Genomic DNA, 18,713 nt, shown 5'->3' with positions numbered 1-18,713 from the left:
GAGATGACTCGTTTGGGTGCGTCTGCACTATTAATGTGCTGACGCTTGCTGAATGCACCATTGTGGTGTTTTATAAGGAGGCACTGCACCGGAATGTGTGTTATCGGTGCGCCACTCGGCCACGGGGCGGCCTGTGCCAAACCGGAGCCAGTCGCCGCCGCGGTGCGCGGTTCGCCGGCGTTGCACATTTTTCGAGCCACCAGCAGCAGAGGGGCGTTTGCTTGGCACGCTTTCTGCTAACATTCCTCGTCCTTTCGTGGCTGGTCGGGACGGCGCGATAAAGCATGTATCCATGCCCAGGCGCCGGTGACGACAGGCCCAAGAATTGGCTTTCTCAGACTTCCGCCGAATATCCAGGAGATTGGCATGGCCCACAGCGTTGCAGACGTGATGAAGCTGGTGAAGGAAAACGACGTCAAGTTCGTCGATTTCCGTTTCACCGATACCAAAGGCAAGGAGCAACACGTGTCCGTGCCCGTGTCGCATTTCGATGAAGACAAGTTCGAAAGCGGCCACGCCTTCGACGGTTCGTCGATCGCCGGCTGGAAGGGTATCGAAGCTTCGGACATGCTGCTGATGCCGGATCCGAATACCGCCAACGTCGATCCGTTCTACGAAGAACCCACGCTGGTGCTGACTTGCGACGTAGTCGAGCCGTCGGACGGCAAGGGCTATGACCGCGACCCGCGTTCCATCGCCAAGCGCGCCGAAGCCTACCTGAAGAGCACCGGCCTGGGCGACACCGCCTTCTTCGGCCCGGAGCCCGAGTTCTTCATCTTCGACGGCGTGACCTGGAACGTCGACATGCAAGGCTGCTTCGTGAAGATCCACTCCGAAGAAGCCCCGTGGTCGTCGGGCAAGGAATTCGAGCACGGCAACAGCGGCCACCGTCCGGGCAAGAAGGGCGGCTACTTCCCGGTTGCCCCGATCGACACCTTCCAGGACATGCGTTCGGAAATGTGCCTGATCCTCGAATCGCTGGGCATCCCCGTTGAAGTCCACCACCACGAAGTGGCTGGCCAGGGCCAGAACGAAATCGGCACCAAGTTCAGCACGCTGGTGCAGCGCGCCGACTGGACCCAGCTGCAGAAGTACGTGATCCAGAACGTCGCCCACACCTACGGCAAGACCGCCACCTTCATGCCGAAGCCGGTCGTTGGCGACAACGGTTCGGGCATGCACGTGCACCAGTCCGTGTGGAAGGACGGCCAGAACCTGTTCGCGGGCAACGGCTACGCCGGCCTGTCGGAATTCGCGCTGTACTACATCGGCGGCATCATCAAGCACGCCCGCGCCCTGAACGCCATCACCAACCCGGGCACGAACTCGTACAAGCGCCTGGTGCCGGGCTTCGAAGCTCCGGTCAAGCTGGCCTACTCGGCCCGCAACCGTTCGGCTTCGATCCGTATTCCGTATGTGGCCAACCCGAAGGGCCGCCGCATCGAGACCCGCTTCCCGGATCCGCTGATGAACCCGTACCTGGGCTTCTCGGCACTGCTGATGGCCGGCCTGGACGGCGTGATGAACAAGATCCACCCGGGCGAAGCCGCCGACAAGAACCTGTATGACCTGCCGCCGGAAGAGGATGCAAAGATCCCGACCGTTTGCTCGAGCCTGGACCAGTCGCTGGAGTACCTGGACAACGACCGCGAGTTCCTGACCCGTGGCGGCGTGTTCTCGAACTCGATGATCGATGCCTACATCGAACTGAAGATGGAAGAAGTCACGCGTTTCCGCATGACCACGCACCCGATCGAGTTCGACATGTACTACTCGCTGTAAGCGGCCTTTGCCCGGGAATGACGCAGGTTGTGACCGGGCAACAGTTGCACCAGAAAGGGGCGGCTTCGGCTGTCCCTTTTTGCTTTGCTCGCTAGAATGGGGAATCGTGTTCCATCCCCATTCAATCCAACCGCCATGTCCATGGACGCCTCTTCACGCACGGCTCGCCGGATCCTGCCCTTGCCCCGTTCTCTGCACCAAATTCGAGTCAGATTCCCCGTTCTGGTGAGTGCCGTGGCGCTGACGCTGGGCGCATGGGCCGGGCAGCCGCGCGCGCAGTCATCGGATGTCTATGTCTGCACCGGGCCCAATGGCGTGCCGGAGTACCGCAACGGCAATGGCGGCAAGGGTTGCAAGAAGCTGAACCTGCCCGAGGTGGTGACGGTGCCGGGTGGCCGCATCCTTGCGCCTGCCAAGGGTGGCGGCAGCACTGCGGGCACTGCCGGCAGCACCAGCTTTCCGCGCGTGGACAGCGCCACCCAGCGCAGCCGCGACAGCGAGCGCCGTACCGTCCTGACGCAGGAGCTGCAGGCCGAAGAGGCCAAGCTGCAGGCGCTGCGTGCCGAGTACAACAACGGCCAGCCGGAGCGCCAGGGCAATGAGCGCAACTATCAGAAATACCTCGATCGCACGGCAGCGCTGCGCGACGATATCGCCCGCAGCGAGGCCAATGCGGCGTCACTGCGGCGCGAGCTTGGCAATTTGAAGGACTAGTCTTATGCGTCGCCTGATTCGCGGAGTGTCACGCAAGGTCAGTGGTGCCGATGGCGCCCGTGGCGACTCGCCCGCGGCGGAAGCGGCACCGGCCGAAAGCAGCGCCCAGGTGCTGACCATGGGTGCCGTGGCGTTCCATGCCGGCCTGGACGTGGTGGCCAACCCGGTGCTGCTGGTGCGCCAGCCGGGGCTGCGCGTGGTTTATGCGAATCCGGCCGCCGAGGCCACCTTCGGCGTGTCGCGCAAGGGCATGGTGGAGCTGACGCTGCCAGACCTGTTCGGGCGTTCCGATGAGCTGCACAGCATGCTCGACACCGTGGTCACGCGGCAGTTCGACGTGCGCCGGCAGGACCTGATCCTGCACCCGCCGCTGCAGGAGCCGGTCCATGTGCACGTAGTGATCGCCGCGCTGGAAGCGTTGGCCGACACGGTGGTGGTCGAGATCCTGCCCAATGAGCAGAAGGTGCGCAGCGAGCGCGAAGAGCGCATCCTGGACCTGACCTCGGCCAACAAGGAACTGATCCGCAACCTGGCCCACGAGATCAAGAACCCGCTGGGCGGCATCCGCGGCGCCGCGCAACTGCTGGAGTTCGAGCTGCCGGAACGTTCGCTGCGCGAGTACACGCAGGTCATCATCAAGGAGTCCGACCGGCTGCAGACGCTGGTGGACCGGCTGCTGGAGCCGCACCGGCATCCGCATATCGTATCGAGCCTGAATATCCACGAGGTGCTGGAGCGCGTGCGCTCGGTGGTTCTGGCCGAATTTCCCAACGGGCTGGAGATCGTGCGCGACTACGACGCCAGCCTGCCCGAGCTGCGGGGCGACATGGAGCAGCTGATCCAGGCGGTGCTGAACATCGTGCACAACGCCGCGCAGGCGCTGGCCGACCGCATGGCGCGCGGTGACGCGCAGATCGTGCTGCGCACGCGCGTCGCGCGGCAGGTCACGATTGCCAAGCGCTTGTTCAAGCTGGCATTGGACTTGCATGTGATCGACAACGGCCCGGGAATTCCCGAAGACATCCGCGAACGCATCTTCTATCCGCTGGTATCGGGCAGGGATGGCGGCAGCGGACTCGGTCTCACACTCGCTCAAACCTTCGTGCAGCAGCACGAGGGCTTGATCGAATGCGAGAGCAGGCCGGGCTGTACCGACTTCCGCATCCTGCTGCCGCTGCACTAGCTTTTGCCGGCGTCCGCGAGCGCGTGCATCGCCGTGGCCGGGGCATGCGGAAGACCAAATGACACCGAGCAGACAAGCGACGCACATGAAGCCGATCTGGATAGTCGACGACGATCAATCAATCCGCTGGGTCCTGGAAAAGGCCCTTGCCCGTGAAAGCCTGCTCTCGCGCAGCTTCACCAATGTGCGGGACGCGCTGGCCGCGCTGGAAGACGACCAGCCGCAGGTGCTGATATCGGATATCCGCATGCCCGGAGGATCGGGCCTGGACCTGCTGCAGGCCATCAAGACGCGGCACCCGGGCCTGCCCGTCATCGTGATGACGGCCTACTCGGACCTGGACAGCGCCGTGGCCGCATTCCAGGGCGGTGCCTTCGAATACCTGGCCAAGCCCTTCGATGTCGACAAGGCGGTCGAGCTGATCCGCCGGGCGCTGGAAGAAAGCCTGCGCGAAGAAGAGCTGGAAGACCGCCTGGTCGACGCGCCCGAGATCCTCGGCCAGGCGCCGGCGATGCAGGACGTGTTCCGCGCCATCGGCCGGCTCTCGCAGTCCAACGTGACGGTGATGATCACCGGCGAGTCCGGCACCGGCAAGGAACTGGTCGCGCGCGCGCTGCACAAGCACAGCCCGCGCGCCAACGGACCCTTTATCGCGCTCAATACCGCGGCCATTCCCAAGGACCTGCTGGAATCGGAACTGTTCGGCCATGAGCGCGGCGCCTTCACCGGCGCGCAGACCATGCGACGCGGGCGCTTCGAGCAGGCCGAGGGCGGCACGCTGTTCCTCGACGAAATCGGCGACATGCCGTTCGACCTGCAGACGCGCCTGCTGCGCGTGCTGTCGGATGGCAACTTCTATCGCGTCGGCGGCCATAACCCCTTGCGCGCCAATGTGCGCGTGATTGCCGCCACGCACCAGAACCTTGAGCTGCGCGTCAAGGAAGGGCTGTTCCGCGAGGACTTGTTTCACCGCCTGAACGTGATCCGGCTGCGCCTGCCACCGCTGCGCGAACGCCCGGAGGACATCACGCTGCTGGCGCGTCATTTCCTGCAGAAGAGTGCCAAGGAACTGGGCGTCGAGCCCAAGCGCATGTCCGACGAGGCGCTGGTCTACGTCAGCACGCTGCCGTTCCCCGGCAACGTGCGCCAGCTGGAAAACCTGTGCAACTGGCTGACCGTGATGGCGCCGGCGCAGACCATCGAGGTCAAGGACCTGCCGCGCGAGATGCTGGAAGCGGGCACCAGCGAGCCGGTCAATGCGCCGCGGCCCGAGCGCGTGGCCGAAGTGCGCACGCCCGACTATGAAGGCGCACCTGACCTTGCCGACTACGGCGGGTATGCGGTGCCGGTGGCGGAAGGTGACACGGCCACCGCGGTGCGGCCGGCTTCCGTGGCCACAGTGGCTCCGGCGCTGGCATCGGCTGGCTGGGAAAGCCTGCTCGCCAGCGAGGCACGGGCCATGCTCGAATCCGGTCAGCCGGAAGTCATGGACGCGCTGACGCGCCGCTTCGAGAAGGCGGTGCTGGAAGCTGCGCTTGGTGTCACGCGCGGCCGCCGCGTCGAGGCCGCGACCCGGCTCGGGATCGGGCGCAATACCATCACCCGCAAGCTGCAGGAGCTCGGGTTCGACTGAGCCAGGGCAGGGCGGGCAATAAAAAAACCGGCCGGGATTCTCCTGGCCGGTTTTCTTTTTGCGTGGCGTATTCAGCCGCGCGCTTCGACCAGCCGCTGCGCCATCTCGGCAAAGCCCTCGCCGCCGGCGGCCGTGGTGATGTAGGCCGGCGGCACCGGCAACTGCGGCAGGATATCCCGCACATTGGCCACTCCCACCGAAAGCGGAAAGTGGGCGAACATGCTGGCATCGTTCGCCGAATCGCCAATAAACAACCATTCATCGCGGTGCGCGTCCAGGTCCTCGCCCAGCAGCTCGGCCACGCACAGCTTGCTCATCGACAGCTTGTCGTGCAGGCCGAACCAGCCGTTCACGTGGATTGAGCTGACCGTGGCGGTCATGCCGGCCTCGCGCATGATGGCCGCGATGCGGGCTACGGCGTCTTCGGGCAGGGGCGCAACGTCTTCCGCATGGTCGATGGCCAGGTCGGCGGCATGCCAGGCCTGGTCCGAAGCCAGCGCGCAGCCGGGCACCTCGCTCAGGATGCGTTGGCCGAGTGCATGGATGCGTTCCAGGTTGCGTGTGCGCGTGGGCGTATCGTCCAGGAAGCGCGTCCGCAGGCGGCCGTTGTGCAAGTGCAAGTAGAACGCACCGTTCTCGCCGATGATGGCGTCAACCGGCCACAGCCGGGTCAGGATCTCGGCCCAGGCGATGCAGCGGCCGGTGACCGGGATCACGTGCAGGCCGGCGCGGCGTAGGCCGTCGAGCGCCAGGTAGGTCGAGGCCGGCAGCCGCCCGTCGGTGGTCAGGGTGCCGTCGATATCGGTCAGTACGCCGCGCACGCTGCGCAACGCCATATCAGAGAGCTTGTTCAGGGATTGCATGGCGAGTCATTGTAACTGTGGATCTGGCGGTAATTTCTCCTATTGCACTGCAAAACGCACCGAGCTGGCCATACTGGTGAATCTGCTGATTTGCTAGTGCAGGTGCGACGGGCGTAACATGCCGCTGTCATAAAAGAATCACATGCTGTCGGATTTTCGACCGACTGAACAGACAGACCAAAGGAGAGCCACCGATGTCCTTTTCCCGTACCGTGCTCAAACTCGCCGCGCTGGCGGCCCTGACCGGGGCCGGCAGCGCCCACGCCGCTGTTGAGATCCAGTGGTGGCATTCGATGGAAGGGGCGCTTAACGACAAGGTGAATGCAATCGCCGGCCAGTTCAACGCCAGCCAGTCTGATTACAAGATCGTGCCGGTCTACAAGGGGCAGTACGACGAATCCCTGGCTGCTGGCATCGCCGCATTCCGCTCGGGCAATGCGCCGGCGATCCTGCAGGTATTCGAGGTGGGTACGGCCACCATGATGAACGCCAAGGGCGCCATCAAACCGGTGGCGACGGTCATGAAGGAGGCCGGCGAGAAGTTCGACGCCAAGGCCTACATTCCGGCGGTGGCGGGTTACTACACGTCGAGCAAGGGCGAGATGATGTCGTTCCCGTTCAACAGCTCGACCACGGTGATGTACTACAACAAGGATGCCTTCAAGAAGGCGGGCCTGGACCCCAACAAGCCCCCGGTGACCTGGCAGGAAGTGGCAACCGATGCCGCCAAGCTGAAGGCAGCCGGCGTGTCGTGCGGCTACACCACGGACTGGCAGTCGTGGGTGCAGCTCGAGAGCTTTTCTGCCTGGCATAACGTGCTCTTCGCCACGGAGAACAACGGCTTTGGCGGACCGGGTGCGCGCCTGGCATTCAATTCGCCCCTGCATGTCAAGCATATCGCCAACCTGCTCGACATGGCGCAGAAGGGCTACTTCGTCTATGGCGGCCGCAAGGACGAGCCCAAGGCCAAGTTCATCGCGGGCCAGTGCGCCATGCTGACTGGCTCATCGGCGGCCCTTGCCAACATTCGCAAGAACGCGAAGTTCGATTTCACCGTGGCCCAGCTGCCGTATGAACAGGGCGTGCCGGGTGCGCCGCAGAATACGATCATCGGCGGTGCCTCGCTGTGGGTGATGGGCGGGCGCAAGCCCGAGGAATACAAGGGCGTTGCCAAGTTCTTCAGTTACCTGTCGCGCCCGGACGTCCAGGCCGACTGGCACCAGTCAACCGGCTACCTGCCCGTGACGCTGGCGGCTTACGAGCTGACCAAAAAGTCAGGTTTCTACGAGAAGAATCCGGGGGCCGACGTGGCGGTCAAGCAGATGATCGTCAAGACCACCGATAAATCGCGCGGCATTCGCCTGGGCAACTTCCCGCAGATTCGCAGCGTGATTGACGAGGAACTCGAGGCGGTCTGGTCGGGCAAGAAGCAGCCCAAGGAGGCACTGGACGCCGCAGTGGCGCGGGGCAATGAACTGCTGGAGCGATTCCAGAAGACCGTGCGCGAGTAATCTCTGTCAGGCGGGCGCATGGCTGAGAACCTGCTCGGCCTGCGCCCAACTTCTTGGGCGCGGCAGCGCTTTCGCTGTCGCGGCACTGGATGCGCTATGGAAAAACGGGTCGTATTCCGCTCCTCGTGGCTGCCATACCTGCTGGTCTTGCCGCAGATGGCCGTGACGTTGGTTTTCTTCTTCCTGCCGGCGGCGCAGGCGCTGTATCAATCCATGTTTCAGCAGGATGCGTTCGGCATCGACCTGCAGTTCGTCGGGCTGGACAACTTCCGCACGCTGTTCAACGACACCGAGTACCTGAATTCGTTTCGCGTGACGGCGGTATTCGCGGTAGGCGTGACGCTGCTGGGCTTGTCGGTTTCGCTGCTGCTGGCTTACTTTGCCGATCGCGTGGTGCGCGGCGCAGCCGGCTACAAGCTCCTGCTCATCTGGCCCTATGCGGTGGCCCCGGCTGTAGCCGGCGTGCTCTGGATGTTCCTGTTCAATCCTACATTGGGCGTGGTGTCCTATGCACTGCACGCGCTTGGCGTGAACTGGAACTTCCTGCTCGACAGTACGCAGGCGATGACGCTGGTGGTGATCATCGCTGCATGGAAACAGGTCAGCTACAACTTCCTGTTTTTCCTGGCCGGCCTGCAGAGCATTCCGAAATCGCTGATCGAAGCGGCGGCGATCGACGGTGCCGGGCCCTGGCGGCGGTTCTGGTCGATCGTGTTTCCGTTGCTGTCGCCGACCACCTTCTTCCTGATGGTGATCAACGTTGTCTATGCCTTCTTTGACACCTTTGCGATTATCGATGCGGTGACGCATGGCGGCCCCGTCAATGCGACCAATACCCTGGTCTACAAGGTCTACCACGACGGTTTCCGCGGGCTCGATATCGGCGGCTCGGCGGCGCAGTCAGTGGTATTGATGGCGATCGTGATGGTGTTGACCGTGGTGCAGTTCCGGTACGTGGAACGCAAAGTCCAATATTGAAGGCGGGCAAGATGGTAGAGCGACGACCTTTCCTTGATGTGCTTTCCCACCTCGTGCTCCTGCTGGGCGTGGGGCTGGTGGCGTTCCCGGTCTATGTCACGTTCGTGGCGTCCACGCTGACCGCGGATGAGGTGCTGCAGGCGCCCATGACGCTGCTGCCCGGAAGCCACCTGCTTGAGAACTACCGGACTGTATTGATCGATGGTGTTGGCAATGCCGCGTCGCCGGTCTCGACCATGATGAAGAACAGCCTGATCATGGCGCTGGGCATTGCGCTGGGGAAGATCGCCATCTCGATCATCTCGGCCTTTGCCATCGTCTATTTCAAGTTCCCGCTGCGCAAGACCTTCTTCTGGCTGATCTTCATCACGCTGATGCTGCCGGTGGAGGTGCGCATCCTGCCGACCTACAAGGTGGTGTCGGACCTGGGGCTGCTGGACAGCTACTTCGGCCTGACCGTTCCGATCATCGCGTCGGCGACTGCAACGTTCCTGTTCCGGCAGTTTTTCCTGACCATTCCGGACGAGCTGGCCGAGGCCGCGCGCATCGACGGGGCAGGGCCTTTGCGCTTTTTCTGGGACGTGGTGCTGCCGCTGTCGCGCACCAGCATCGCCGCGCTGTTCGTGATCCAGTTCATCTACGGCTGGAACCAGTACCTGTGGCCGCTGTTGATCACCACGCAGAAGTCGATGACGCCGGTGGTGGTGGGGGTCACGCAGATGATTTCGCGCTCGGGCGATGCCGCTACCGACTGGAACCTGGTGATGGCCACGGTGATGCTGGCGATGGTCCCGCCCGCGGTGGTGGTGGTGCTGATGCAGAAGTGGTTCGTCAAGGGCCTGGTCGAAACGGAAAAATAAGGCGTGGCGCGCCACCCGCGCGCACGCAGGACTACAGCAATGGCAAAACTGTCGCTACGCAACGTTCAGAAAACCTACGCCGGCAACGTCAAGGTCGTGCACGGCATCGACATGGAAATCGCCGACGGCGAGTTCATCGTCATCGTCGGGCCCTCGGGCTGCGGCAAGTCCACGCTGCTGCGCATGGTGGCCGGGCTGGAAACCATCACCGGCGGCGACATCCATATCGGCGACAAGATCGTCAACGGGCTGGAGCCGGCCGAGCGGGACATCGCCATGGTGTTCCAGAACTACGCGCTCTATCCGCATATGAGCGTGTACGACAACATGGCCTACGGCCTGAAGATCCGCGGCATGGCCAAGACCGAGATCGCGCAGCGGGTGAACCATGCTGCCGGCATCCTGGAGCTGGCGCCGCTGCTGGACCGCAAGCCACGCCAGCTCTCCGGCGGACAGCGCCAGCGCGTGGCCATGGGCCGCGCCATCGTGCGCGAGCCGGCGGTGTTCCTGTTCGATGAGCCGCTGTCCAACCTGGACGCCAAGCTGCGCGTGCAGATGCGGCTGGAGCTGAAGGAGCTGCACCGGCGCCTGAGCACCACCAGCCTGTACGTGACCCATGACCAGGTCGAGGCGATGACGCTGGCCGACCGCATGATGGTGCTCAACGCCGGGCAGGTGGAGCAGATCGGCACGCCGCTGGAAGTCTATTCGCGGCCGGCCAGCACCTTCGTGGCCGGCTTTATCGGCTCGCCGCCGATGAACCTGATCCCGGTGGCGCGCAACGCCGGCGGCGACACCACCGCGCAGATGCGCGTGGTCGCAAAAGAGGGCGGGGCCGCCAACGCCACGCTCGGACACCTGCCGATGGGACTACACTTGCCGGAGCAGGCGCTGCTTGGGCTGCGCCCGGAGCATATCGAGCCGTGCGCCGCGCATGAGGCCATCGCCGAAGTCGATGTGCGCGTGGTCGAGGCCCTGGGCGCGGATTCCTTCGCCTATGGCTCGCTCGGCGGGCAGGCGGTGGTGGTGCGGCTGGACAGCCATGCGCGCGTGCGCGCCGGCGACCGGCTGCCGGTCACGTCGTCGGCAGAGCACCTGCATTTCTTTGCGCCCGATACGGGCAAGCGCATCGAGGCCTGATCATGGCAGACGAACAGACAAGCTGGGCAGGTGCGGTGACCACAGACAACTGGCCGTATCCGCGCCATATCGCGCACCGTGGCGCGGGCAAGCTGGCGCCGGAGAATACGCTTGCGGCCTTTCGCCACGGCGCGTCCTTCGGCTACCGGATGTTCGAGTTCGATGTAAAGCTGACGGCTGACGGCAAGCCAGTGCTGATGCATGACGCCACGCTGGACCGCACCACCACCGGCAGCGGACGGGTGGACAGCCTGACCCTGGGCGAAGTGGCGCTGCTGGATGCCGGCAGCTGGCACAGTGCAACCTTTGCCGGCGAGCCTGTGCCAACGCTGAAGGCGATCGCACGCTACACCTGCGCCAACGGGTATTGCATCAATATCGAGATCAAGCCCGTCCCCGGCCGCGAGACGCTGACCGGCGCGGCCGTGGCGCTGGACGCGCAGAGCCTGTGGCGCGGCGCGTCCGTGCCCCCGTTGCTGTCGTCCTTCTCCGACGAGGCCCTGGCGGCGGCGCGCCGGGTTGCGCCGGAGCTGCCGCGGGCGCTGCTGCTCGACAAGCTCCCCGCGGACTGGCTGGACCGGCTGCGCGAGCTTGACTGCGTGGCGCTGGACGCCAACCACCGCGTACTCAATGCCAAGGTCATTGCCGACGCGCATGCCGCCGGCTTCCGGGTCCTCAGCTACACCGTCAACGACCCTGAGCGTGCCGCGCAGTTGCTGGCCTGGGGTCTGGACGGCCTGATCACCGATGCGGTCGACCAGATCGCGCCGTGATTCATATTGTTGCGCGGCTGTTGCTAATTCGCTGAATACGCAAGGAATTGTCGCTCCAGTGTGTTTCGCATCGCGAAAAGTCCACATTGATCAAAAGCAATTCGTGCTATCCTTACCGCCGTGAAGACTTTAGGTCCTTCCCCGCACAACTTGCCCTTTCGGGCCCTGTGAGGAAGCCATCACATGCGGCACCCAGGCGGTGCCGTTTGCGTAGGCGCCTCAGTTGGGCTCCCAAGAGTTGTTTGCGATCCGCTAACCGGTCAAGCCGTGTCGCGGAAGGTTGAATAACCCGCTGAACTCCGGCATTCCCGGAGAAAAGTGAGCGTCCCCATGATGCAGCAGTATCAGAGCAACTCGTACCTCTTCGGCGGTAATGCCCCGTATGTCGAAGAACTGTACGAAGCCTACCTCCAGAATCCCGCCTCGGTTCCCGACAATTGGCGCGCGTATTTCGACGCCATGCAGAACGTTCCTGCGGTCGACGGCACCAGCGCCCGGGATATCGCCCACGCCCCCATCGTTGCCTCGTTCGCCGAGCGCGCCAAGCAAGGCCCCATCAAGACCATCGTTGCCTCGGCCGATTCCGACATGGGCCGCAAGCGCGTCGCTGCCACCCAGCTGATCGCCGCCTACCGCAACATCGGTTCGCACTGGGCCGACCTGGACCCGCTCAAGCGTCAGGAGCGTCCGCCCCTGCCGGATCTGGACCCGGCGTTCTACGGCTTCTCCGAAGCAGACCTCGACATCGTCTTCAATGCCAGCAATACCTACTTTGGCAAGGAGTCGATGAGCCTGCGCGAGCTGCTCAACAACCTGCGCGAGACCTACTGCGGCACCATCGGTTTCGAATTCATGTACGTGAGCGACCAGGCGCAGAAGCGCTGGTGGCAGGAGCGCCTGGAAACCACGCGTTCCAAGCCCGTGTTCACGCTGGACAAGAAGAAGCACATCCTGGACCGCCTGACCGCGGCTGAAGGCCTGGAGCGCTTCCTGCACACCAAGTACGTCGGCCAGAAGCGCTTCTCGCTCGAAGGCGGCGAAAGCTTCATCGCCGCCATGGACGAGCTGATCCAGCACGCCGGCAGCAAGGGCGTGCAGGAAATCGTGATCGGCATGGCCCACCGCGGCCGCCTGAACGTGCTGGTCAACACCCTGGGCAAGATGCCCGCCGACCTGTTCGCCGAATTCGAAGGCAAGCACGTCGACGACCTGCCGGCCGGTGACGTCAAGTACCACAAGGGCTTCTCGAGCGATGTCTCGACCGAAGGCGGCCCGGTCCACCTGTCGCTGGCGTTCAACCCGTCGCACCTGGAAATCGTCAACCCGGTGGTCGAAGGCTCGGCCAAGGCCCGCCAGGAACGCCGCGGCGAAGCCGGCCACGGGGAAGTGCTGCCGGTGCAGGTGCACGGCGACGCCGCCTTTGCCGGCCAGGGCGTGGTGATGGAGACGCTGAACCTCGCGCAGACCCGCGGCTACGGCACGGGCGGCTCGATGCACATCGTCATCAACAACCAGATCGGCTTCACCACCTCCGACCCGCGCGACGCCCGTTCGACGCTGTATTGCACGGACGTGGTCAAGATGATCGAGGCCCCGGTGCTGCACGTGAACGGCGACGATCCCGAAGCCGTGGTGTACGCCATGCAGCTGGCCGTGGACTTCCGCATGGAGTTCAAGAAGGATGTCGTGGTTGACATCATCTGCTTCCGCAAGCTGGGCCACAACGAGCAGGACACCCCGGCGGTCACGCAGCCGCTGATGTACAAGAAGATCGCCCAGCACCCCGGCACGCGCAGGCTGTACGCCGACAAGCTGGCCGCGCAGAACCTGGTTCCGGCCGAGTTCGGCGACGAGAAGGTCAAGGAATACCGCGCCGCGATGGACGCCGGCAAGCACACCGCCGACCCCGTCCTGTCGAACTTCAAGAACAAGTTCGCCGTGGACTGGATGCCGTTCCTGAACCGCAAGTGGACCGACGCCGCCGACACCGCCGTGCCGGTGACCGAGCTCAAGCGCCTGGCTGAACGCATCACCACCACGCCGGAAACGCTGAAGCTGCATCCGCTGGTGGAAAAGGTCGTCAAGGACCGCGCCAACATGGGCCGCGGCGACCAGCCGCTGGACTGGGGCATGGGTGAGCACCTGGCCTTCGCTTCGCTGGTGTCCTCGGGCTACCCGGTGCGCATCACCGGCCAGGATGCCGGCCGCGGCACCTTCACCCACCGCCACGCGGTGCTGCACGACCAGGCCCGCGAGCGCTGGGATGCCGGCAGCTACGTGCCGCTGCAGAACGTGTCGGAAAACCAGGCACCGTTCACGGTGATCGACTCGGTGCTGTCCGAAGAAGCCGTGCTCGGTTTCGAATACGGCTACTCGGCCGCCGAACCGAACGCGCTGGTGATCTGGGAAGCCCAGTTCGGCGACTTCGTCAACGGCGCCCAGGTGGTGATCGACCAGTTCATCTCGTCGGGTGAAGTGAAGTGGGGCCGTGCCTCGGGCCTGACGCTGATGCTGCCGCACGGCTACGAAGGCCAGGGCCCGGAACACAGCTCGGCCCGTATCGAGCGTTTCCTCCAGCTGTGCGCGGACCACAACATGCAGGTCTGCCAGCCGACCACGCCGGCCCAGATCTTCCACCTGCTGCGCCGCCAGATGATCCGCCTGTTCCGCAAGCCGCTGGTGATCATGACGCCGAAGTCGCTGCTGCGTAACAAGGACGCGGTGTCGCCGCTGTCGGACCTGGCCAAGGGTCACTTCGAGACGGTCATCGCCGACCACGAAGAACTCAACGCCAGCAAGGTCAAGCGCGTCATCATGTGCTCGGGCAAGGTCTACTACGACCTGGTCAACACGCGCAAGGAACGCGAGGCCAACGATGCGGCGATCATCCGCCTGGAACAGCTGTACCCGTTCCCGCACAAGGCCGTGGCCGCGGAGCTGAAGAAGTACCCGAACGCCACCGAAATCGTGTGGTGCCAGGATGAGCCGCAGAACCAGGGCGCCTGGTTCTTCGTGCAGCACTACATCATGGAAAACATGACGGATGGCCAGAAGCTCGGTTATGCCGGTCGTCCCGCGTCGGCTTCGCCGGCGGTGGGCTACTACGCAAAGCACAACGAGCAACAGAAGGCGCTGCTGGATGCTGCCTTCGCCAAGCTCAAGGGCTTTGTTCTGACCAAGTAATCAGGCGGCAGCCACGGCGGCGCGCGCAGGCGACCGCCGTGGCATTGCCAGCATAAAGACAACACGCATAACACGAGGAATTCACAACCATGGCTATCGTTGACGTCAAGGTTCCGCAACTGTCCGAATCGGTCGCCGAAGCGACCATGCTCAACTGGAAGAAGAGGCCGGGCGAGCCAGTTGCACAGGACGAAATCCTGATCGAGATCGAGACCGACAAGGTCGTGCTGGAAGTGCCGGCCCCGTCGGCAGGTGTCCTGTCGATTATCGTCAAGAACGACGGCGATACCGTCGTGGCCGAGGAAATCATCGCCAAGATCGACACCGAAGCCACCGCTGGCGCCGCCGCTCCGGCCGCCGCCGCTCCCGCACCGGCCGCTGCCGCCCCGGCACCGGCTGCTGCCGCTCCGGCCGCCGCCGGCGCCGTGGCGATGCCGTCGGCTGCCAAGCTGATGGCCGAAGCCGGCCTGTCGGCTGGCCAGGTTGCCGGCACCGGCAAGGACGGCCGCATCACCAAGGGCGACGTGCTGGGCGCGGCCGCCGCGCCGGCTCCCGCCGCCAAGGCTGCCCCGGCTCCGGCCGCCAAGCCGGCGCTGCAGCAGGTTTCGGCTCCGGTCGACTTCGCCGCGCTGGGCGACCGCCCGGAAGAGCGCGTGCCGATGAGCCGCCTGCGCGCCCGTATCGCCGAGCGCCTGCTGCAATCGCAAGCCACCAACGCCATCCTCACCACCTTCAATGAAGTGAACATGAAGCCGGTGATGGACCTGCGCAACAAGTACAAGGACCGCTTCGAGAAGGAACACGGCGTGAAGCTGGGCTTCATGTCGTTCTTCGTCAAGGCCGCAGTCCACGCGCTGAAGAAGTTCCCGCTGATCAATGCTTCGATCGACGGCAACGACATCGTCTACCACGGCTACTTCGACATCGGTATCGCGGTGGGCTCGCCGCGCGGCCTGGTGGTGCCCATCCTGCGCAATGCCGACCAGATGAGCCTGGCCGACATCGAGAAGAAGATCGCCGAGTTCGGCGTCAAGGCCCGTGACGGCAAGCTGTCGCTGGACGAACTGACCGGCGGTACGTTCTCGATCTCCAACGGCGGCGTGTTCGGCTCGATGCTGTCGACCCCGATCATCAACCCGCCGCAATCGGCCATCCTGGGCGTGCACGCCACCAAGGACCGCCCGGTGGTGGAAGACGGCCAGATCGTGATCCGCCCGATGAACTACCTGGCGATGTCCTACGACCACCGCATCATCGATGGCCGCGAAGCCGTGCTGGGCCTGGTCGCCATGAAGGACGCGCTGGAAGATCCGGCCCGCCTGCTGCTGGACCTGTAATACCGGTCCCCCCGCGCACGCCAAGGTGCGCGGGGTGCGCTCCCCGTGATGACGGAGCGCCGGCACTTGCTGTCGCCGGCGCCCACAAAGGAATTCCCATGAGCAAACAATTCGACGTGCTGGTGATCGGCGCCGGCCCCGGCGGCTACATCGCCGCTATCCGTGCCGGCCAGCTGGGCCTGAACGTGGCCTGCTGCGAAGGCAATCCGTATGACGATCCCAAAGGCGAAGCCCGCCTGGGCGGCACCTGCCTGAACGTGGGTTGCATCCCCTCCAAGGCGCTGCTGGCTTCCTCGGAAGAGTTCGAGAACGTCCAGCACCACCTGGGCGACCACGGCATCACCGTGGGCGACGTCAAGGTCGACGTGGCCAAGATGCTCAAGCGCAAGGACGATATCGTCGGCAAGATGACCAAGGGCATCGAGTTCCTGTTCCGCAAGAACAAGGTGACGCTGCTCAAGGGCTACGGCAAGTTCGTCGGCAAGACCGCCGAAGGCTTCCAGGTCGACGTCGCCGGTGAAGTCGTGACCGCCAAGCAGGTCATCATCGCCACCGGTTCCAAGGCTCGCCACCTGCCTGGCGTCAAGGTCGACAACGACCTCGTCAGCGATAACGAGGGCGCGCTCAAGTTCCCCGCAGTGCCGAAGAAGCTGGGCGTGATCGGCGCCGGCGTGATCGGCCTGGAGCTGGGCTCGGTGTGGCGCCGCCTGGGTGCCGAAGTGACCGTGCTGGAAGCGCTGCCCGCCTTCCTGGGCGCCGCCGATGAAGGCGTGGCCAAGGAAGCGCAGAAGCAGCTGACCAAGCAAGGCCTGAAGTTCAGCCTCGGCGTGAACGTGAATGAAGTGACGACCGGCAAGAACGGCGTCACCGTCAAATACACCGACAAGGACGGCGCCGCGCAGACGCTGGAAGTGGATCGCCTGATTGTGTCGGTCGGCCGCGTGCCCAACACCGACAACCTGGGCCTGGATGCCGTCGGCCTGGCCGCGGACCAGCGTGGCTTCATCGAGGTGGACGACCACTGCGCCACCAAGGTGCCGGGCCTGTGGGCCATCGGCGACGTGGTGCGCGGCCCGATGCTGGCGCACAAGGCCGAGGACGAAGGCGTGGCCGTGGCCGAGCGCATCGCCGGCCAGAAGCCGCACATCGACTACAACTGCGTACCGTGGGTGATTTACACCTTCCCGGAAATCGCATGGGTAGGCAAGACCGAAGCCCAGCTCAAGGCCGAAGGCCGCGAGTACAAGGCCGGCCAGTTCCCGTTCATGGCCAACGGCCGTGCGCTGGGCATGGGCCATGCCGACGGCTTCGTCAAGATGCTGGCCGACGCCAAGACCGACGAGATCCTGGGCGTGCACATCGTTGCCGCCAACGCCTCGGATCTGATCGCCGAAGCCGTGGTGGCGATGGAGTTCAAGGCCGCCAGCGAGGATATCGGCCGCGTCTGCCATCCGCACCCGTCGATGTCGGAAGTCATGCGCGAAGCCGCGCTGGCCGTCGACAAGCGTCAGCTCAACATGTAAGGCGCATGCCTTCCGTTGCCTGAGTACCGGCGCGCCGCATTCGCGGCGCGCCGTTTTCACTTGCGGGGCGTCCCCTGGGAACCCGCCCGCCAGAACCCGCCAGCATGAACGTCACCGAGTACTACCAGAAGGAACTGAAGGAGCGCGGCTACCAGTCCGACGAAGCGCAGCTTCGCGCCGTGGCCCGGCTGCAGCAGTGCTACGACGAATGGGTGGCCTATAAGAGCCGCCGCAACAACGCGCTGAAGAAGCTGCTGGTCCATCCCGATGTGCCTCAGGGCGTCTACATGTGGGGCGGGGTAGGGCGCGGCAAGTCCTTCCTGATGGACAGCTTCTATTCCTGCGTGCCGGTGGTGCGCAAGACGCGGCTGCACTTCCATGAGTTCATGCGCGAGGTGCACCGCCAGCTGGAAGATCTGCGCGGCCGTCCCGATCCGCTGGACGAACTGGCCAAACGCATTGCGCGCCGCTTCCGGCTGATCTGCTTCGATGAATTCCACGTCAATGACGTCGCCGATGCGATGATCCTGCACCGCCTGCTGCAGCAGCTCTTCGACAACGGCGTGCAGTTCGTGATGACCTCCAACTACCGCCCGGACCTGCTGTACCCGGATGGCCTGCACCGCGACCGCGTGCTGCCCGCCATCGCGCTGCTGCAGCAGAAGCTGGACGTGCTCAATGTCGACGCCGGCATTGACTACCGCAAGCGCGCGCTGGAACAGGTGCAGGCCTACCACACGCCGCTGGGCGCCAAGGCCAGTTCGGCGCTGCGCGACGCCTTCACCTCGATCGCCGGCGTGGCCGACGAATCACCGCTGCTGCATATCGAGCACCGCGAACTGCGCGCGCTGCGCAAGGCCAACGGCGTGGTGTGGTTCGACTTTGCCACGCTGTGCGGCGGCCCGCGCTCGCAGAACGATTACCTCGAACTGGCTTCCCAGTTCCATACCGTGATCCTGTCCGACGTGCCGCGCATGACGCCGCGCATGTCGTCCGAGGCACGCCGCTTCACCTGGCTGATCGACGTGTTCTATGACCACAAGGTCAAGCTGCTGATGTCGGCAGAAGTGCCCGCGGACGAACTCTATACCGAAGGCCAGATGGCCAATGAGTTCCATCGGACGGTATCGCGCATCATCGAGATGCAATCGCGCGAATACCTGGAATCCGAGCGCCGCACCGTGGACACCACGCTCACCTGAGCGTTGTTTTCCGGCCCGGCGCGACGATAGC

General features: G+C 64.4%; 14 protein-coding genes. 13 read left to right on the top strand and 1 reads right to left on the bottom strand.

Features of this window, described 5'->3' with window-relative positions; genetic code table 11:
- The first annotated feature begins 366 nt into the window (after positions 1 to 366).
- From DN412_RS08805 to ntrC, 4 genes are all read left to right on the top strand, one after another.
- On the top strand, positions 367 to 1,782 hold the full coding sequence (locus DN412_RS08805) for a 3-hydroxylaminophenol mutase (RefSeq protein ID WP_078196801.1): 1,416 nt from the start codon (positions 367 to 369) through the stop codon (positions 1,780 to 1,782).
- 141 nt (positions 1,783 to 1,923) lie between these two features.
- The gene (locus tag DN412_RS08800) at positions 1,924 to 2,496 is read left to right on the top strand and encodes a DUF4124 domain-containing protein (RefSeq protein WP_115014198.1); all 573 of its coding nucleotides are present in this window, start codon (positions 1,924 to 1,926) and stop codon (positions 2,494 to 2,496) included.
- 4 nt (positions 2,497 to 2,500) lie between these two features.
- Positions 2,501 to 3,679 carry a nitrogen regulation protein NR(II) gene (glnL, locus tag DN412_RS08795; RefSeq protein ID WP_115014140.1) on the top strand — a complete coding sequence of 393 codons (1,179 nt, stop codon included), beginning with the start codon at positions 2,501 to 2,503 and terminating at the stop codon, positions 3,677 to 3,679.
- Positions 3,680 to 3,764: 85 nt separating this feature from the next.
- Positions 3,765 to 5,312: a nitrogen regulation protein NR(I) gene (gene ntrC / locus DN412_RS08790; protein WP_115014139.1), complete on the top strand. Its 1,548-nt coding sequence runs from the start codon at positions 3,765 to 3,767 to the stop codon at positions 5,310 to 5,312.
- 71 nt (positions 5,313 to 5,383) lie between these two features.
- On the opposite strand, the gene DN412_RS08785 is transcribed toward ntrC, so the two are convergent.
- Positions 5,384 to 6,175 carry an HAD-IIB family hydrolase gene (locus tag DN412_RS08785; protein ID WP_115014138.1) on the bottom strand — a complete coding sequence of 264 codons (792 nt, stop codon included), beginning with the start codon at positions 6,173 to 6,175 and terminating at the stop codon, positions 5,384 to 5,386.
- Positions 6,176 to 6,369: 194 nt separating this feature from the next.
- Here DN412_RS08785 and ugpB point away from each other — a divergent pair, with 194 nt between their 5' ends.
- From ugpB to zapE, 9 genes are all read left to right on the top strand, one after another.
- Positions 6,370 to 7,686, top strand: coding sequence for a sn-glycerol-3-phosphate ABC transporter substrate-binding protein UgpB (gene ugpB / locus DN412_RS08780; protein WP_078196797.1), 1,317 nt, complete (start codon positions 6,370 to 6,372; stop codon positions 7,684 to 7,686).
- A gap of 96 nt (positions 7,687 to 7,782) precedes the next feature.
- Positions 7,783 to 8,664 (top strand): sn-glycerol-3-phosphate ABC transporter permease UgpA, encoded by an 882-nt coding sequence (ugpA, locus tag DN412_RS08775; RefSeq protein ID WP_115014137.1) that lies wholly within the window; start codon positions 7,783 to 7,785, stop codon positions 8,662 to 8,664.
- Between the two features lie 11 nt (positions 8,665 to 8,675).
- The gene (gene ugpE / locus DN412_RS08770) at positions 8,676 to 9,524 is read left to right on the top strand and encodes a sn-glycerol-3-phosphate ABC transporter permease UgpE (RefSeq protein ID WP_115014197.1); all 849 of its coding nucleotides are present in this window, start codon (positions 8,676 to 8,678) and stop codon (positions 9,522 to 9,524) included.
- Between the two features lie 39 nt (positions 9,525 to 9,563).
- On the top strand, positions 9,564 to 10,664 hold the full coding sequence (locus DN412_RS08765; protein ID WP_115014136.1) for a sn-glycerol-3-phosphate import ATP-binding protein UgpC: 1,101 nt from the start codon (positions 9,564 to 9,566) through the stop codon (positions 10,662 to 10,664).
- Positions 10,665 to 10,666: 2 nt separating this feature from the next.
- Positions 10,667 to 11,437 (top strand): glycerophosphodiester phosphodiesterase, encoded by a 771-nt coding sequence (gene ugpQ / locus DN412_RS08760; protein ID WP_115014135.1) that lies wholly within the window; start codon positions 10,667 to 10,669, stop codon positions 11,435 to 11,437.
- A 330-nt stretch (positions 11,438 to 11,767) separates the two neighbouring features.
- The gene (locus DN412_RS08755; RefSeq protein ID WP_078196793.1) at positions 11,768 to 14,620 is read left to right on the top strand and encodes a 2-oxoglutarate dehydrogenase E1 component; all 2,853 of its coding nucleotides are present in this window, start codon (positions 11,768 to 11,770) and stop codon (positions 14,618 to 14,620) included.
- Between the two features lie 89 nt (positions 14,621 to 14,709).
- Positions 14,710 to 15,957 (top strand): 2-oxoglutarate dehydrogenase complex dihydrolipoyllysine-residue succinyltransferase, encoded by a 1,248-nt coding sequence (odhB, locus tag DN412_RS08750; RefSeq protein WP_115014134.1) that lies wholly within the window; start codon positions 14,710 to 14,712, stop codon positions 15,955 to 15,957.
- 98 nt (positions 15,958 to 16,055) lie between these two features.
- Complete coding sequence (lpdA, locus tag DN412_RS08745; protein ID WP_115014133.1) at positions 16,056 to 17,480, top strand: dihydrolipoyl dehydrogenase; 1,425 nt, start codon at positions 16,056 to 16,058, stop codon at positions 17,478 to 17,480.
- Positions 17,481 to 17,584: 104 nt separating this feature from the next.
- Positions 17,585 to 18,682, top strand: coding sequence for a cell division protein ZapE (gene zapE, locus DN412_RS08740; protein WP_115014132.1), 1,098 nt, complete (start codon positions 17,585 to 17,587; stop codon positions 18,680 to 18,682).
- Positions 18,683 to 18,713: the final 31 nt, after the last annotated feature.

This window comes from Cupriavidus lacunae (genome assembly GCF_003353055.1).
Taxonomy (GTDB): domain Bacteria; phylum Pseudomonadota; class Gammaproteobacteria; order Burkholderiales; family Burkholderiaceae; genus Cupriavidus; species Cupriavidus lacunae.
Note: the sequence above shows the minus strand (reverse complement) of the source record. Positions and strands in the feature narration are given on the sequence as shown.

Coding starts and splice junctions, on each gene's coding strand:
- ugpA (WP_115014137.1), top strand. CDS start 7,783: ATGGAAAAACGGGTCGTATTCCGCTCCTCGTGGCTGCCATACCTGCTG.
- glnL (WP_115014140.1), top strand. CDS start 2,501: ATGCGTCGCCTGATTCGCGGAGTGTCACGCAAGGTCAGTGGTGCCGAT.
- DN412_RS08785 (WP_115014138.1), bottom strand. CDS start 6,175: ATGCAATCCCTGAACAAGCTCTCTGATATGGCGTTGCGCAGCGTGCGC.
- ntrC (WP_115014139.1), top strand. CDS start 3,765: ATGAAGCCGATCTGGATAGTCGACGACGATCAATCAATCCGCTGGGTC.
- lpdA (WP_115014133.1), top strand. CDS start 16,056: ATGAGCAAACAATTCGACGTGCTGGTGATCGGCGCCGGCCCCGGCGGC.
- DN412_RS08755 (WP_078196793.1), top strand. CDS start 11,768: ATGATGCAGCAGTATCAGAGCAACTCGTACCTCTTCGGCGGTAATGCC.
- ugpE (WP_115014197.1), top strand. CDS start 8,676: ATGGTAGAGCGACGACCTTTCCTTGATGTGCTTTCCCACCTCGTGCTC.
- DN412_RS08805 (WP_078196801.1), top strand. CDS start 367: ATGGCCCACAGCGTTGCAGACGTGATGAAGCTGGTGAAGGAAAACGAC.
- zapE (WP_115014132.1), top strand. CDS start 17,585: ATGAACGTCACCGAGTACTACCAGAAGGAACTGAAGGAGCGCGGCTAC.
- DN412_RS08800 (WP_115014198.1), top strand. CDS start 1,924: ATGGACGCCTCTTCACGCACGGCTCGCCGGATCCTGCCCTTGCCCCGT.
- DN412_RS08765 (WP_115014136.1), top strand. CDS start 9,564: ATGGCAAAACTGTCGCTACGCAACGTTCAGAAAACCTACGCCGGCAAC.
- ugpB (WP_078196797.1), top strand. CDS start 6,370: ATGTCCTTTTCCCGTACCGTGCTCAAACTCGCCGCGCTGGCGGCCCTG.
- ugpQ (WP_115014135.1), top strand. CDS start 10,667: ATGGCAGACGAACAGACAAGCTGGGCAGGTGCGGTGACCACAGACAAC.
- odhB (WP_115014134.1), top strand. CDS start 14,710: ATGGCTATCGTTGACGTCAAGGTTCCGCAACTGTCCGAATCGGTCGCC.